Annotated in this window: 13 protein-coding genes; 7 read left to right on the forward strand and 6 right to left on the reverse strand. The window is 37.8% G+C overall.

The window, feature by feature from the left end; translation table 11 throughout:
- The first annotated feature begins 13 nt into the window (after positions 1 to 13).
- Entirely contained in the window at positions 14 to 391 is a 378-nt protein-coding gene (locus U859_RS0111305) for a response regulator transcription factor (RefSeq protein WP_025143485.1), read from the forward strand.
- Here the strand turns inward: U859_RS0111305 and topB are convergent.
- On the reverse strand, positions 388 to 2,241 hold the full coding sequence (gene topB / locus U859_RS0111310; protein ID WP_025143486.1) for a DNA topoisomerase III: 1,854 nt from the start codon (positions 2,239 to 2,241) through the stop codon (positions 388 to 390). The genes U859_RS0111305 and topB overlap by 4 nt on opposite strands.
- Positions 2,242 to 2,443: 202 nt before the next feature.
- Between topB and U859_RS31055 the strand changes: the two genes are divergently transcribed.
- On the forward strand, positions 2,444 to 2,887 hold the full coding sequence (locus U859_RS31055; protein WP_025143487.1) for a hypothetical protein: 444 nt from the start codon (positions 2,444 to 2,446) through the stop codon (positions 2,885 to 2,887).
- Here U859_RS31055 and U859_RS0111320 read toward each other — a convergent pair.
- Positions 2,884 to 3,669: a murein L,D-transpeptidase catalytic domain family protein gene (locus U859_RS0111320; protein WP_025143488.1), complete on the reverse strand. Its 786-nt coding sequence runs from the start codon at positions 3,667 to 3,669 to the stop codon at positions 2,884 to 2,886. The genes U859_RS31055 and U859_RS0111320 overlap by 4 nt on opposite strands.
- A gap of 213 nt (positions 3,670 to 3,882) precedes the next feature.
- On the opposite strand from U859_RS0111320, the gene U859_RS0111325 reads away from it, so the two are divergent.
- Both U859_RS0111325 and U859_RS32480 read left to right on the forward strand, forming a co-directional pair.
- Complete coding sequence (locus U859_RS0111325; RefSeq protein ID WP_025143489.1) at positions 3,883 to 5,331, forward strand: SDR family oxidoreductase; 1,449 nt, start codon at positions 3,883 to 3,885, stop codon at positions 5,329 to 5,331.
- A 36-nt stretch (positions 5,332 to 5,367) separates the two neighbouring features.
- Positions 5,368 to 5,490 carry a hypothetical protein gene (locus U859_RS32480; RefSeq protein ID WP_262496791.1) on the forward strand — a complete coding sequence of 41 codons (123 nt, stop codon included), beginning with the start codon at positions 5,368 to 5,370 and terminating at the stop codon, positions 5,488 to 5,490.
- A gap of 132 nt (positions 5,491 to 5,622) precedes the next feature.
- Here the strand turns inward: U859_RS32480 and U859_RS0111335 are convergent, their stop codons facing one another.
- Positions 5,623 to 7,530, reverse strand: coding sequence for a DUF3857 domain-containing transglutaminase family protein (locus U859_RS0111335; RefSeq protein WP_025143490.1), 1,908 nt, complete (start codon positions 7,528 to 7,530; stop codon positions 5,623 to 5,625).
- Positions 7,531 to 9,504 (reverse strand): DUF3857 domain-containing protein, encoded by a 1,974-nt coding sequence (locus U859_RS0111340; RefSeq protein ID WP_025143491.1) that lies wholly within the window; start codon positions 9,502 to 9,504, stop codon positions 7,531 to 7,533.
- Between the two features lie 184 nt (positions 9,505 to 9,688).
- Here U859_RS0111340 and U859_RS0111345 point away from each other — a divergent pair, with 184 nt between their 5' ends.
- Together U859_RS0111345 and U859_RS0111350 are read left to right on the forward strand one after the other, a co-directional pair.
- A complete protein-coding gene (locus tag U859_RS0111345; protein ID WP_025143492.1) occupies positions 9,689 to 10,642 on the forward strand; it encodes a 3'-5' exonuclease in 954 nt (317 codons plus the stop codon).
- 81 nt (positions 10,643 to 10,723) lie between these two features.
- Complete coding sequence (locus U859_RS0111350) at positions 10,724 to 12,583, forward strand: M1 family metallopeptidase (protein WP_025143493.1); 1,860 nt, start codon at positions 10,724 to 10,726, stop codon at positions 12,581 to 12,583.
- A 278-nt stretch (positions 12,584 to 12,861) separates the two neighbouring features.
- On the opposite strand, the gene bioD is transcribed toward U859_RS0111350, so the two are convergent.
- Both bioD and U859_RS0111360 read right to left on the reverse strand, forming a co-directional pair.
- Positions 12,862 to 13,464, reverse strand: coding sequence for a dethiobiotin synthase (gene bioD, locus U859_RS0111355; RefSeq protein WP_316931568.1), 603 nt, complete (start codon positions 13,462 to 13,464; stop codon positions 12,862 to 12,864).
- A 6-nt stretch (positions 13,465 to 13,470) separates the two neighbouring features.
- On the reverse strand, positions 13,471 to 14,592 hold the full coding sequence (locus U859_RS0111360; protein WP_025143495.1) for an aminotransferase class I/II-fold pyridoxal phosphate-dependent enzyme: 1,122 nt from the start codon (positions 14,590 to 14,592) through the stop codon (positions 13,471 to 13,473).
- A gap of 117 nt (positions 14,593 to 14,709) precedes the next feature.
- Between U859_RS0111360 and U859_RS0111365 the strand changes: the two genes are divergently transcribed.
- Positions 14,710 to 15,444 carry a class I SAM-dependent methyltransferase gene (locus U859_RS0111365; RefSeq protein WP_025143496.1) on the forward strand — a complete coding sequence of 245 codons (735 nt, stop codon included), beginning with the start codon at positions 14,710 to 14,712 and terminating at the stop codon, positions 15,442 to 15,444.
- Positions 15,445 to 15,478: the final 34 nt, after the last annotated feature.

The following is a 15,478-nucleotide window of genomic DNA, read 5'->3' on the forward strand; positions in this document are numbered from 1 at the left end:
ATATTAATTATTCATGACTGAAACTATTAAAATTCTCATCGCTGATGATAGCGATATGATGAGGCTTGTAATGAAGCGTTTGTTTAGCAATTACGTTGTTTCACCGAATATTTCTGAAACCAAGAATTTATCTGATACCATAAATTACCTAAAAGAAGAATCGATAGACTTTTTACTTCTGGATATTAACATGCCACAAGGGGATAGTAATCCGGATACCATAAGAGAGATTTTAACGATCCAGCCTGATATAAAAATTTGTATGTTCAGTGGCAATGATAAAGATCTGCTGGAGCAAGATTTTTTAGAAGCCGGTGCCGTTGGTTTTGTTCAAAAAGATGAAAAAATGGGCGATTCTCTTCAACAGGTAATCAACAGTGTTTTTAATTAAGCCTTTTCGAGTTTCTTTTCTTCTTCAAGTTTGCCAGATATACTTGCACCTGCTATTAACAGTTCGTGGGTAATTGTTTTGGTATATTCAGTTATTTCTGATTTAAAATCTTTTACCGAAGATCCAGATCTGATCTCTTCCAGCCTTTTTTCCCATTGTCCGGTAAGTTCGGCCTGAGCAATCTGTTTATCTTTAACTACCTCATAAACGGCCAAACCCTTATTGGTAGGCACCAGATTTCTTTTTTCTCTGGTAATGTATTCTCTCGTAATTAAAGTTTCGATAATGGATGCACGTGTAGCCGGAGTGCCTAAACCACTGTCTTTCATGGCGTAACGTAGCTCTTCATCTTCAATTTCTTTACCACAGGTTTCGAGTGCTTTTAACAACGATGCCTCATTATACATCGGTTTTGGCTTGGTCTGTTTCTCTAAAAGTGATTTTTCTGTAATAGGTAACAGTTCGCCAACTGCAACTTTGGGTAACGCAGCATTATCTTCGTCTTTTTTATCGTCTTCCGGATCATTAAAAACAGCTCTCCAGCCTGCAGAGCGGATTACTGTTCCATTGGCAACAAAGGTAAGTCCCGATTGTATGGTGATTTTGGTGAGTTCTTTTAAACATTCCTGATGGAAAGCTTCAATCATCCGGCCTACAACCATGTCATATACAGCCTGTTTATCCGGACTTAGGCCATAAGCCTGTTCGCCAGTAGGTAAAACAGCATGGTGATCGGTTACTTTCTTTGCATTAACACTCCGTTTGTTAAGTGTAACTGTCTGTAAAAACTGAGCCTGTTTTCCAAAATCGGGATGATCTGTAAATTTTGTAATCAGATCCGGAACGCCTGCAAAAACATCATCTCCAATATAACGCGATCCGGTACGTGGATAAGAAACCAGTTTACTTTCGTAAAGGTTCTGCAAAATATTAAGCGTCTGGTCGGCGGTATATCCCTTTTTCTTATTGGCTTCCTGTTGCAAGCTACTTAAATCGTGCAATAGCGGTGGTGGTTCTTTTCTTGGTTTTGCTTCAACCGCTGTAATGTTACCGCCCGTAGGGAAACCAGAGGCCACATCTTCTACCAGTGCAAATAACTTTTCTACTTCTTCTTTATCTTTATAATTGGAGGTAGAAACCGCTTTAAAAGCTTGCTCATCTTTAGTAAGCAAGATGCTGATCTGGTAATAAGTTTGAGGCACAAAGTTTTTAATCTCTAAAAAGCGGGCGCAAATCATCGCCAGGGTAGGTGTTTGTACCCTTCCTAAAGAAAGTACTGTTCGGTTTCCAGCAGAAATACTTAAAGCTTGTGTGGCATTCATCCCCACCAACCAATCAGATTCTGAACGGCAATGTGCAGAATTAAACAAAGTATCGTAATCGGTACCGGGTTTTAGGTTTCTAAATCCATCTTTTATCGCTTCATCTGTTTGTGAGGAGATCCAAAGGCGCTTAAAAGGCTTTTTACACTTTAAGTAGTAGTAAATGTACCTAAAGATTAATTCGCCCTCACGCCCGGCATCCGTTGCCACAATAATTTCGGTAGCCTCGTCAAAAAGTTTTTTAATGGTATCTAGTTGTTTCCTTACTGCAGGATCTTCTACAAAACCATCTTTTGTTTTAATTTTTCGTATGGCAAGTTTGAATTTTTGCGGCAGCATAGGTAAATGCTGTTTCCGCCAACCGATAAAGCCATAATCTTGCGGTGGTGCCAATTGTAATAAATGCCCAAATGCCCAGGTAAAAGAATATCCTTTACCTTCAATGTATCCATCTTTTCTGGTGGTTGCTCCGAAAACTTTAGCAAGTTCACGACCAACAGAGGGCTTTTCTGCAATTACAATCTTCATGAATGGGCTTATCTTTTCAACCCCAAAGATGCTCAAAATAATGGCAATAGCTTAAAAAAATTACTCACAATGCCATTTAATGCTCTTTTTTAAAAACAAATACCTGCTAAGTTTGTCCATGATCTGTGTTGATAATTTTTATATCAAATTGATTAACAATTCGGTAATACATCGATCTAACCGCTACAATTGATTTTTATTAATGGACAAAATTTATGATCTGCTGGGAAGTAAGATAAAAGTGGAACTAGAACCACAGCTCATCCGGGTGTATAGCAATGCAGCACTCTGGCAATTTCTTGATGGCAAAGCCGATAGCCGGTTTAACCTGATGGTTGATGTAATTAAAGCAGATTATAATCAACATTTTGGCAAGGCGCTTGCCATTTCAAACGATTCGCTTATTGTAGAAATTCTTGTTCACGTGTATTGCGATTACCTGGGCTTAAATTTTAACCGCATTGTTAGGGTAAAATGGATTCAGGTTTTGGTTAAAAAGCTACTTAAAAGGGCCGAAATTGTAGATTGCGGCGAAAAAGGTGTAGACAGTAATCGTTGGGTGTGGGACTTACTGTCGGGCAGCAAATCCCTGTTTATCCGAATGCTTCCTAAAAACCTCAATGCGAAAAATATCAAATTGCATTAATCCACCTGCGCAGCGAAGAGCTGTTCTTGATTAAGAACTACACTTGCAGCCAGCGTTTCATTTAAAAACGCAGAGTTATATTGCTGGTCTGAATTATTGATAAAAAGTACTGTTCTGTCTGAAATGGTATTGATCACCTGATCGGCCAGTTTAGCAGCAACTGCCGGACAACCCTGACTTCTGCCCAATCTACCCAATTGATCTATACTTTGCTGGCTTACGTAACTTGCTCCATGCACCACAATTGATCTTTCCCTTGCATTGCTATTAAAACCCTGATCCATGCCATCCAATTTGAGCGAACGACCATGTTTACCATTATAAATTTCGCCGGTTAAATAGAAGCCCAAACTGCTCTGGTTGGAGTTGATGTTATTAGAGAAAGATGAAGGTTTATCGCCACCGCTGTTTTGGCCATGGGCTACCCAGGTGTTCATTAGCAGTTTCCTGTTAGCCAGATCGATGATATAAAGGCGCTTTTTACAGCTTTCCTGGTCAAAATCGGCAATGGTTAAGATGGATTTGGCATGTAGTAAACCCGAATATTTCATGTTGTAAAATCCGGTTAATGCCTTTTCGAAAACCTGTTCACTTAGTCCGGCAGAATCTAAATGTACCTGATGATAAATGTTTAAAATGAATTGATTGTATAGGCTATCTGCAGCTATGGCTCTAACTGCTTCTTGTTGTGAGTGTGGAAGCTCCACGGCTTTCCAACTTGTTCCGACAATGCTCATACCCGCTAATAAAATCGTAGCAATGCCCAGGATGTGTCTCTTCATTCAGTTTGGTTTAGTTTGATATTGAGCTATTTATACGGTGATTTTACTTAAATGTTGCCCACATCTATTTTGTAGTGTTAAAAATACAGGTTGTTTTACACTCTCGTGACTAAAGCCCTGATTATATAGCTTTGAAGAATGTGAATTTCTTTTTATTCAGAGAATTAAGCTAACAAAGCCATTTATTTAGTGTTATCTCTTAAATCCCGGACTATGAAAATTTTATTAACTGGTGCAAATGGCTATATCGGTACAAGATTGCTTCCGCTTCTACTGGAAGAAAAGCATGAAATTATTTGTATGGTTAGGGATAAGCGTCGGTTCATTTCCGAATCTGAATTAAGCGATCAGGTAAAAATTATTACCGGTGATTTGCTTGAAGCTGATACCTTAAATGAAATTCCTGAAGATATAGATGCCGCTTATTACCTGGTGCATTCCATGTCATCCAGCCAGACCGGATTTTCGGATATGGAGAAAGCCTCTTCAGAAAATTTTTCTGAAGCTGTTAAAAAGACAAATTGTAAGCAGATTGTCTATTTAACCGGCATTGCCAACGATGAACATTTATCTAAACATTTGGGATCGAGGTTAGCAGTTGAAGAAGAACTTAAATCATCAGGAAAAGCCTGTACCATTTTAAGGGCAGCCATTATTATTGGCTCTGGAAGTGCCTCATTCGAAATTATACGCGATTTAACGGAGAAAATTCCTTTCATGATTACACCAAAATGGGTGGAAACACGCTGTCAGCCAATTGGCATACGCGATGTTTTAGCTTATCTGATCGGTGTACTGCACAATGATAAAGCTTATAATCAAACTTTCGATATCGGAGGACCTGATATATTGACCTATAAAGAAATGCTTTTGGGCTATGCAAAAGAACGGGGTTTAAAGAGATGGATTGTGACTGTTCCTGTTTTAACGCCAAGGTTATCTTCACTTTGGCTAAACATGATTACACCCGTGCCTTATTCGCTCGCGAGAAGTTTGGTGGATAGCATGAAAAATGAAGTGATATGTAAAGATAACCGCATCCAGCAAGTGGTGCCACGCGATTGTTTAAGTTACGCTGAATCATTACATCTTGCCTTCGAAAAAATCGACCAGAATTCCATTGTTTCGAGCTGGAAAGATGCTTTGAACCGTGGTTATCTCCATTCAAATTTTATGGACCAGATTAAGGTGCCACAAAATGGTACCCTACAATATAAAGTTAAAATGCCTTTTGAACGTAAAGCGGAGGAAGTTTTTGAGAATATCTGGAGCATTGGTGGTAATAGGGGTTGGTATTTTATGGATTGGCTTTGGCATTTACGCGGATTTTTGGATAAAATGTTTGGAGGGGTAGGAACGCGCAGGGGGAGAACCAGCAATACTGATCTTCAGGCTGGTGATGTACTGGATTTTTGGCGGGTTTTACTTGCCGATAAAAAAGCTAAAAGACTGTTGTTGTACGCAGAAATGAAAGTGCCGGGTGAGGCCTGGCTCGAATTAAAACTGATTGAATTTCATGGCAAGGCATTCCTGTCGCAAATAGCTACTTTCAGGCCAAAAGGTTTATGGGGCCGGATATATTGGTACGCCATGTGGCCTTTTCACATTGTGCTTTTTAAAGGTATGGCGAAAGAGATTACTACTTATCAACCCAATAATTAAATCTATTTAGCTATTTTTGCCGAATAGATTAAAAAAATGGCCGACCAAGAAAATGATTATTCCTTCTGGACAAAATACAAGAGATTTGCTTCTACAGAAATCTTAATGTACCTCATCATGATTATTGGCATTGGTTTGGGGATTATTTTCTTAAGCTAAGGGTGTTTTGTTTCCCGTAGATTCCGCAGAAAAGGGCCGCAGATTGATTTTGTCACCCCGAGCGGAGTCGAATATGGTCTCTTTACAAGTTGTTTTAGCATTATGCTAACCAATGGCTAATGAACCAACGAGCTATTTCTTCAAACTAAGCGCTAGTTTTAAATAATCAGCTGAATTTACATCGTTAATAAATTTCGAAAAGTCGGCATATTTTTCCGCAGGAAACGTTCCATCGTTTAAAATAAACTTTCTATAGTATGTTAATTTTTTGCCTTCTATAGATGTTTTACAAACATATTGCCCAAAATCACTTTTAAAAGTTTTATCCTGTCCTATAATTAATGTGGTATCTACATTATCAGGTAGGGTATATACAATCGTATCCTCATCGGTATAACCACGGTTAATGTATACAGGCAATATTCTGTTTTTTATTTCGGGGATTGATTTTTTGATGTTAAAGGTATTAAGCTGTAAAAACATTTTGTTGCCATTAACAGGCGCATAATTGCGGATATTAAGGGTAATTTCTTCCGTTAATTTAGGTGCCATATCTTTTTTCTGTGCAAATGCCACCGTTTCAAAATCTATATTATCAATATTGTAGGTTTCTTTAAGTAGTTTATGTTGTTCGGTGATGGATTTACCGATCAATTCTTCCTGATTTTCGTATTGTGAACCTTCGTAAACCGTATTCATTTTCCCGGTAATGTTTCCATCGGCCTCGATAATGAGGTTTGCTTTGCGGATCTGCAGGTTCTCGGCAGTGGTTAATTTTGGGGTATGCAACAATTTTCCTCCTTCAGGCGTACAGGCCAGTACCAGCCGGTCGTCGGTAAAATCGCTTAAAAAGCCAAATGGAATTTTCTGACTGGTACATTCCAGCCAGGTGGTATCGCCTTTTAAAGGCATGCAGAGAATAATGTGGTTACCCTGCACCATACTTGCATATTTCGGATCCATGCTCTTTTTTTCTGAACCAGCCTCCACTACACAATAATGCGATTCTATATCGGCAGCACTCAACAAGCTTTGCATGTAGTTTACCAATGCTTTACAATCGCCATAACCCAGGCGGTCTACCTCGCTGGCAGCAATGGGCTGAAAACCACCAATGCCGATCTGCACACTGATGTACCTGGTTTTGTCCTGCAGGTATTGGTAAATTTTCCGTGCTTTATCTTTATCTGTTTTTTCGTTTTTAACTAAATCTTTCACCATTTGAACCGTTGCAGGTGGCAATGTTTTACGCTCTTTTAATAAATCGTCGTAAATCCATTTGCCTAGTTCTTGCCAGTTGGTGTAATTTCCTTTATGGTTATAATAGTAAAAATCGAGTGGGGCAATTTGTATGCTGGTGGCATAAGTTTCATGAGCAGGACTGTAAGGCTCAGTTCTAACGGCTAATATATTATTTACCTTCCAGATGGTTTTTTTCTGCTTTTCATCTGTGATTACTTCTGGTGTTCCGTTATAGTTTTGGGTTTTTACCCTTGTCTGATCAGTAGGTTTGCAGATGAAGGTATAACTGCTTTTTTCCACTGAAACATCGTCGGCAGGCTTGGGCGTCCAGTCGGGAATAATGAGGTTTTGTTTATTCCTGATTTCGTAGTTGTAAACCACCGTGTAAGGATATTCGTTTACCGAAGGAAGGTAATGTTTCACACGGCTATCCACAAAAAGAGAGAAACCATCGGCCGCACTCACATCTGCAAAATTGCTTTGGTTAAACTTAGTGACCGCAAGGCCTATGCTGTTGTACACTTCGCCCTTAATTCCTTTAATTGATATATTTTTATCATAGTAGATCACCAACCGGGCTTCATCTTCACCATTTTGGTTAAATACGGTGATGGCCTTTTTAACGCTCAACATCACATTATCAGGCGTACGCATATCGATTACGGTTTCCTGGTTACGGATACAGGCATTGGCACGGTTACGCAGGCTCGCTGGTATTAAATCAACATCGTAATTATCCTGGGCATACCCAATAACAGAGATGAAAAGCAAAAATGCCACCGTGAATAAAAATTTCATCTAATTTGCTTTTTTTAGTAAAAACTCAGTTTTTTGGTTTTGAATAATTTTACTATAAAATTCTTTTAGGTAAAGGTATTCATCTGCCTGATAAATGGCATTGTTAAGTTGCATAATTTGGCTAACCGAAATCGTGTTATCCTGTAAACCCGTTTGTAATAAATATTTTCCACCAGCGTTGGGTAAACCGATGGCCATATCTTTAGGTTTTTCTAATAGTTCGTACTTTTCAGGTAATGTTACATTGATGACGATGCGTTCATCTGATGCTGCACCTAAATCAACAGGATAAGTGCGTTCGTTTAGGTTAAACGGATTTTTCGAAATGGGGTTAATAAAAAACGGACTAAAATAAAATTGTTTGTTGTTCGATCCATCATTCACTGTAAATTCAATTTCATATTTTTCTGTCAAAGCATTTTCTACGCTATCTAAGTTAGAAATGCTGTGCTCCAGTATTTTTATCCTGGTTAAACGCTCATCCAGTTTCTCTACATATTCATCAGGAGAGTTGTAACGCGAAATATCTTTTCTTTTTGCATAAGCTGCGTAACCCATGCTATGCGTTAGCAACGTTCCAACAATTTTCCCATCAGTGGTCATTTTTCCGGTCAGGACATAATTAGTTGTAGATTTTTGGCTGGCTTTTAAATCGATCCAATATGATGGTTTTTTCAGGTTGATTACCCTGCCCTGATCATTGATACATCTTAAAGGTAACAAAGCGAAGGGCAGAAGCGGTTCAGTGGCGTCTAATAAATAACTTTTATCGCCAATATTTACCTTGGCAACTAAATAGTTAAAATCGCTCATTACCGGATAAAGTTTATTTACGGTTCCATTATCACGTGTAGATAAGAGCACGGCTTCAGCATCAAGGTTAGCTGCAGAAAGTGCAGCAATCAAACTCAGGTTAACATCTGCTACATTGCCCGATCTGTTATCAAGTGACTTTTTTATATTATCTTCTGAATATACCCCGTAATAATTATTCCACTTGATCTGTTTTTTAATGTAATTATAAATGGCTTTAGCTTTTTCAAGATCGTCTGTACTGCCCTTGGTAATGGTTGGAATAAGCTCTTTAAAAATATCCTTTCTTTTCATCTGGTCGCCCAGCGTTTTGTAATTAGAAAGTTCATAGTCAACATCTTTCCAGGTTTTGGTATAAAAAGTTTTTCCACCATTGATATTCTGTACATCAGAAAGTTCGAAATAAATAGCTGATTTAAAATTACTTGGAGCTGTCATGTTATCTTCCTCTATAAATGCCGGGATGTTTTTCATCAGGTAAGTCATCTTCGAGCAGTCGATTGCAACGCCTGATAGACGCAAACATTCTTTACTGAGCTCCGATTTCTGATCCGTTAGTTTCTGAAAACCACGTAAGGAAACATTGTAATTGTAAATGCCTGGGATATACGCAACATATTCACTGGATACTTTTGGAATATCACCCTGAAACTCCCATGTTTTATAATTAAACAGGTTCGGAGATCTTAAAATATAACTGTACTCAATTACCGATCCTTCTTTCAAATTAGGAAGGGTAAATTTAGTCAGGCGGGTATATTTCGACCTGTTTTCTGTAAAAACAGCTTTTTTATCCATCACCGATTCCACAAAGTTGTTATCGACGTAATTAAAGGTTGATGCTTTTAAATCGCTTATCGTTTCTTCACGGTTACTGTCTTTATAAGTTGGAATTACGATATTGGCTTCCTTAAAACCTTCTTTGTTGTAAATTTTGATTTTTACGTGGTGTTCAAAAATTAAAACCAGGCTATGGGTATTGTCGTCTATCTGGATCGAGGCCGTACCAAATTCTTTTAAAACAATAGCATTGGCGTTGCTGTCGAGTGTTTTTCTGTCGAACTGATAATCATCATGGGTAATGGCCCCATAGTTAAAGTTTTGAGCTTGAGTCGTTAATGATAGAATTAATAGAAACAGTAAACTTAGCGTCTTATTCATTTGAGCGTATATAAATTGGCGCAATTTAATGCTAGAAACTAACATTCTGAAATAATTTGACAATTAAATTTATAAATTAATAAAGGGGTTTTAGAGAACTAATGAAACCTTTTTAGCACTTTTGAAAAAAAGAATTTGACATTCCGATTCAAATCTAAATGTCGCCAATCTCACATCTTACAAAATGAAATTAAATTTAAAACGCCCTTTAGCCTTTTTTGATCTAGAAGCTACAGGGATAAATGTCGGAGCTGATAGAATAGTAGAAATTGCCATTTTAAAAGCCATGCCAGATGGTACCGAAATTGTTAAAACATGGCGTGTAAACCCCGAAATGCCTATTCCTTTGCAAACATCATTAATACATGGTATTTACGATGAAGACATTGCAAATGAGCCTACTTTTAAAGTCCTTGCAGCAGAAATTGCCGAGTTTATAGGAGATAGCGACCTCGCCGGATACAATTCGAATAAATTTGATATCCCGATGCTTTTAGAAGAATTTTTAAGGGCTGAAGTTGATTTCGACATGAATAACCGCAAGTTTGTTGATGTGCAGAATATTTTCCACCAGATGGAACAACGTACTTTAAAAGCAGCCTATAAATTTTATTGCCAGGAAGACCTGATTAATGCACACGCTGCTGAAGCCGATGTAATTGCCACTTACAAGGTGTTACTTGGTCAATTGGAAATGTACAAAGAAACCGAATTTGAGAGCAAACAAGGTGTAAAAAGCATTCCGGTGGTGAACGATGTTGATGCGTTGCATATTTTTACCAATATCAATAAACCGGTAGATTTTGCTGGTCGCTTGGTGTATAACGATAACGATGAAGTGTGTTTCAATTTTGGTAAACACAAAGGCAAAACTACTCATCAGGTATTTTCTGTGGAGCCTAGTTATTATGCATGGATGAAACAGGGTGATTTTCCTTTGTACACAAAAAAGAAACTGGATGAGGAGTGGGCAAAGTTTAATGCTAAGAAAAACCAAAACAAGACTGCAAAGCCGCAAAGCAATCCACCGGGAAATAAACCTGCCTATCAACCAAAACCACAGCCTAAACCAGAAAAACCTGCACAACCGATCAATAATGATATGTTAGAGCAGTTGAAAATGAAATTTGGTAAGTAGAATGGTTAATCGGTTAATTGTTTAAATCGGTTAACTAATGTTGAACGCTATGCGCATTGCGCTAAACCCTAAGCTCAAAAAATGAAATCTATTAAAATATTAAGTCTATTGTTGTTTAGTGCGGTTTATGCTAGGGCGCAAACAACTTTACCGATAGCGCCTGAGTTTCAGAAAACCTATCAAAAGGAAACCAGGAATGCAAACGGAAAACCTGGCAAAAACTATTGGCAAAATACTTCAAAATATGATCTGAATGTAGATTTCAATCCTACCAGCAGGTTGTTAAAAGGTAAGGTGCAGGTAACTTATACCAATAATAGTCCTGATACCTTGAAGGAAATTTGGTTTAAGCTTTATCCAAACCTATATAAAAAGGGTACGCCGAGAAAATCAAAATTCGCAGAGTCTGATTTGGGTGATGGCGTAGCGATCGGGAAGATGGCCGCAAATGGAAAACCGGTTACAGATTTTAAAATAGACGGTACCAATATGACGGTAAACGTTCCTGCTATTTTGCCTGGTAAAACCATCAGTTTTCTAATTGATTATAGTTATACTTTAAATAAAGGTTCACACATGCGTACTGGTCAGGTAGATGAAGGTTCGCATTTTGTAGCTTATTTCTTTCCGCGCATTGCCGTATACGATGATGTTGATGGCTGGAATAAATATCCTTACACGGGTGCCGAGGAGTTTTATAACGATTTCGATCAGTTTAATGCATCCATTACGGTCCCTGGCGGGTATGGTGTTTGGGCAACCGGCGATCTGAAAAATCCTTCGGAAGTTTTTCAGAAAGATGTGGTGTCGAGAATGTTATCTGCTGAAAAAAACGATGCCATTATTGATGTAATTACGGATAAAGATCTTGCTGATAAAAAAGTAACACAACCAAATGCTTTTAATACATTTAAGTTTGAAGCCAAAAATGTCACCGATTTTGTATTTGCCCTGAGTGATCATTACCTGTGGAAATCGAGCAGTTTGGTTGTTGATCCTAAAACGAAAAGAAGAACCCGTGTGGATGCTGTTTTTAATCCAAAACATAAAGATTATTATGAGGTAATTGATTTTGCCCGTAAAACGGTAGAAGCCATGAGTTATACTTTTCCGAAATGGCCTTATCCATATAACCACGAAACCATTTTTGATGGTTTAGACCAGATGGAATACCCGATGATGGTGAATGATAACCCGGTTGATAATCGTACAGATGCCATTACCTTAACCGATCACGAAATCTTCCATACTATGTTCCCTTTTTACATGGGCATAAATGAAACCAAATATGGCTGGATGGATGAGGGCTGGGCAACAATAGGCGAGTGGTTAATTTCTCCAATCATTGATCCAACCATTGTTGATGAATATGGTATTCAACCTACAGCTTCTTCTTCAGGTGGAAAAGACGATACGCCAATTATGACGCTAACACCAGATTTAAAAGGATCGGGTTCTTTTACCAATTCTTATCCTAAGCCTGGACTAGCTTATCTGTTTATTAAAGATTATTTGGGTGATGAGTTGTTTACCAAAGCTTTACATACTTATATTAAAAACTGGAACGGTAAACATCCTATGCCTTACGATTTCTTTAACAGCATAAATGAAGGTAGTGGAAAAAATTTAAACTGGTTCTGGAAAGCCTGGTTTTTTGAAGGTGGCGTAACAGATATGGCGATAAAAGCTGTTGATAAAACTTCAGGTGGTTATACCGTTACTGTTGAAAACAAGAGCATTAAACCTTTGCCTATCGATTTAACCTTGACTTTTGAGGATGGTTCAGTTGAAAAGAACCATAGCACCATTGGTGTATGGGAAAAAGGGAGTCAACAGGTGAAAATTGAGTTGAAAACGAATAAAAAATTATCAAAAGTGGTGATGGGAAATCCGCATACACCGGATAAAATGAAAAGTGATAATAGTTTTTCGGTGAATTAGGAACAAGAGCTGTAATTTCTAGAATCAATTTTTTCGAGAGAACTTCAAGAACAGATACAAAAAATCGATCGTCATTTCGACTGGAGCATAGCGGAATGGAGAAATCTTTGAACAATGTTAAAAGATTCTCCACTACGGTAGAAATGACGATTTTTCTAAATAATTTATCTCCTTTGATTTCGTTAATATTTATTGTTCCTTAAGAAGAAACTATGCCTGATAACGAAAAGTATACGTTTTAATGGTACAGACACTTTCTAGCTTAGAAACTAATAAATTTAAATAAATAAGTTTTCGCCTGCTGCTACTATATTTTCTTTATTAATAAGGTTTAAGTTAGGTACATGCCCCAGGCTTTTTACTTTTCCATATTGTTGAATATACCTTTCGGTCTCCTGATTTTCATCACCATTAAAAACGATTCCCTTTACCGGAATTTCGTATTGTTTAAGCAAATTAAGCGATAAAAGGGTGTGATTAATGCTGCCCAGATAATTTTGAGAGACCAATATTGCTTCTGCATTTAATTTTTTAATCAGGTCAATAATCAGTTCGTTTTCATTTAGTGGAACCATTAAACCACCGGCACCTTCAATAATTAAATGATTATCAGTTGCAGGGATATTTATTTTATCGAGATCAATCTCTATTCCATCAAGCATGGCCGATAAATGTGGCGATAAAGGTTGTGTTAACCGATAGCTTTCAGGATGGATGATTGTTTTTTCGTTACTGATTAAACTTTTGATTGTGATACTATCGCTGGTATCTAAATCTCCAGATTGTATCGGTTTCCAATAATCAGCCTTTAATTTCTCGGTTAGGATGGCGCTGATTAAAGTTTTTCCTATTCCTGTTCCTATTCCCGTTATAAAATACATTGCCATTTAATTTAATTCTTTAAGGTGTTTAACCAACGAAATAATTTCATCGTCGGTATTAAAAGTGTGCAGGCAAATCCTCAGCCTTTCTTTGCCTAAAGCTACGGTTGGACTTAATATAGCCCTAACATCAAAACCTTTACTTTGTAATGTAGTTGCGACCTGTTTGGTGGTTTCATTTGAAGAAAAAATTACTCCCTGAATGGCGCTTTTGCTATCGAGTGCATGGATATTTTGTTCTTTTATTGTTTTTCTGAACAATGCAATTTTTTGATGAATGAGCTGGTGATCTATGTTAATCAAAAACTGGTAAGCTGATTTAATGGCTACAATGTTATGAATTGGCGATGCTGTAGTATAAATGAAAGACCTTGCAAAATTGATCAGATAATGGCGCAGGCTTTTACTGCCCAATATAATGGCTCCATGTACGCCCATCGCCTTGCCGAATGTAATAATACGTGCGAATACCTTTTCCCTTAGGTTTAACTGGTTGACTAATCCTTGCCCTTTGTCGCCAAAAATACCTGTGGCATGTGCCTCATCCACGATTAAACTGGCCTGGTACTGTTCGCAAAGGTTTGCTATTTCGATCAGCGGGGCAATATCGCCATCCATAGAATATACACTTTCTATCACTACGAAAATGTTTCCTTTTGCCAGATGAAGTTTTGTTTCGAGGTCTTTAATGTTGTTATGAAGAAATTTGTAGCGGGTGGCATGATTTAAACGACAGCCGTCTATAATACTGGCATGAATCAGCTCATCGGTAATAATGGTATCGCCACGTTGCGGAACGCTCGACAGCAAGCCTATATTTGCATCGTAACCGGAGTTGAAAATCAAGCCACTCTCTGCCAGGTGGAAATCGGCAATAAACTGTTCGGTTTCTTCAGTATATGCGGTATTGCCGCTGAGCAACCTCGAACCTCCTGCACCATTTAAATAATGAGGAATCTTTGCTATATGATCTTCGATCAGTTTTTTTAACCCGGCTGATCTGGCAAAACCTAAATAATCATTTGAACAAAAATCAACAGGAGGGATGCTGGTTGATAAATTTCTGATGGAAAGGTTTTCCTTCCGCTCCTGAAGTTTGCCGTTAAGAAACTGTTCAATTTTGCTCATCGGTCAAAAGTAAATAAAGAGAAAGCATAAAATATAAATCTTTCAAAAAAAATGACACAGATAGTTTACAGTTGGTAAAGGCCATATCTGGTTTAGAATTGATAAATTTGTGTTGTTATGCGTGAAAATAAATATGATGACAGCGAGTTTTTTAAACAGTATAGTTTAATGAACCGTTCAATAAATGGTTTGGAAGGGGCTGGAGAATGGCATATCCTCAGAAGCCTTTTCCCTGATTTTGAAAACAAAATTGTGCTGGATCTGGGTTGTGGCTTTGGCTGGCATGCCAAATATGCGGTTGATCATGGCGCAAAATCAGTTGTGGCGATTGATTTATCCGAAAATATGCTAAAAAAGGCAATTGAGATCAATTCCTCGCCAAAAATAGATTATCAATTGTGTGCGATAGAAGATTTTAATTTTAAAGAGGAGGCCTATGATATTGTAATCAGTTCGCTTTCTTTTCATTACTTAGCCTCATTTGAAGAAATATCCCGCCAAATAAATAAAAGTCTTGTAAAAGGCGGCGTTTTTGTTTTTTCTGTTGAACATCCCATATTTACTGCTCAAGGCAAACAGGATTGGAGTTATGATACAGAGGGAAAACCGATGCACTGGCCACTTGATGATTATTTTATGGAAGGCAAACGTACGGCCAATTTTTTGGGAGCAGATGTGGTGAAATATCATAGGACATTAACCTCCTATATAAGCAGTTTACTTAATAACGGTTTTGAAATCAAAGCCCTGGTAGAACCAACGCCCAGCGAATTGAGCTTGTCGGAAATCCCTGAAATGAAAAATGAACTAAGGCGCCCCATGTTTTTGATCATCTCTGCAGTTAAAAAATAATCATTTGAGTATAAAAAAAGCGTCCTGGATAACC

It is taken from the genome of Pedobacter jeongneungensis, assembly GCF_000633455.1.
GTDB classification, from domain to species: Bacteria; Bacteroidota; Bacteroidia; order Sphingobacteriales; family Sphingobacteriaceae; genus Pedobacter; species Pedobacter jeongneungensis_A.

Excerpts from the sequence above, each read along its gene's own strand:
- U859_RS0111305 (WP_025143485.1), top strand. The coding sequence starts at position 14 with ATGACTGAAACTATTAAAATTCTCATCGCTGATGATAGCGATATGATG.
- topB (WP_025143486.1), bottom strand. The coding sequence starts at position 2,241 with ATGAAGATTGTAATTGCAGAAAAGCCCTCTGTTGGTCGTGAACTTGCT.
- U859_RS31055 (WP_025143487.1), top strand. The coding sequence starts at position 2,444 with ATGGACAAAATTTATGATCTGCTGGGAAGTAAGATAAAAGTGGAACTA.
- U859_RS0111320 (WP_025143488.1), bottom strand. The coding sequence starts at position 3,669 with ATGAAGAGACACATCCTGGGCATTGCTACGATTTTATTAGCGGGTATG.
- U859_RS0111325 (WP_025143489.1), top strand. The coding sequence starts at position 3,883 with ATGAAAATTTTATTAACTGGTGCAAATGGCTATATCGGTACAAGATTG.
- U859_RS32480 (WP_262496791.1), top strand. The coding sequence starts at position 5,368 with ATGGCCGACCAAGAAAATGATTATTCCTTCTGGACAAAATACAAGAGA.
- U859_RS0111335 (WP_025143490.1), bottom strand. The coding sequence starts at position 7,530 with ATGAAATTTTTATTCACGGTGGCATTTTTGCTTTTCATCTCTGTTATT.
- U859_RS0111340 (WP_025143491.1), bottom strand. The coding sequence starts at position 9,504 with ATGAATAAGACGCTAAGTTTACTGTTTCTATTAATTCTATCATTAACG.
- U859_RS0111345 (WP_025143492.1), top strand. The coding sequence starts at position 9,689 with ATGAAATTAAATTTAAAACGCCCTTTAGCCTTTTTTGATCTAGAAGCT.
- U859_RS0111350 (WP_025143493.1), top strand. The coding sequence starts at position 10,724 with ATGAAATCTATTAAAATATTAAGTCTATTGTTGTTTAGTGCGGTTTAT.
- bioD (WP_316931568.1), bottom strand. The coding sequence starts at position 13,464 with ATGTATTTTATAACGGGAATAGGAACAGGAATAGGAAAAACTTTAATC.
- U859_RS0111360 (WP_025143495.1), bottom strand. The coding sequence starts at position 14,592 with ATGAGCAAAATTGAACAGTTTCTTAACGGCAAACTTCAGGAGCGGAAG.
- U859_RS0111365 (WP_025143496.1), top strand. The coding sequence starts at position 14,710 with ATGCGTGAAAATAAATATGATGACAGCGAGTTTTTTAAACAGTATAGT.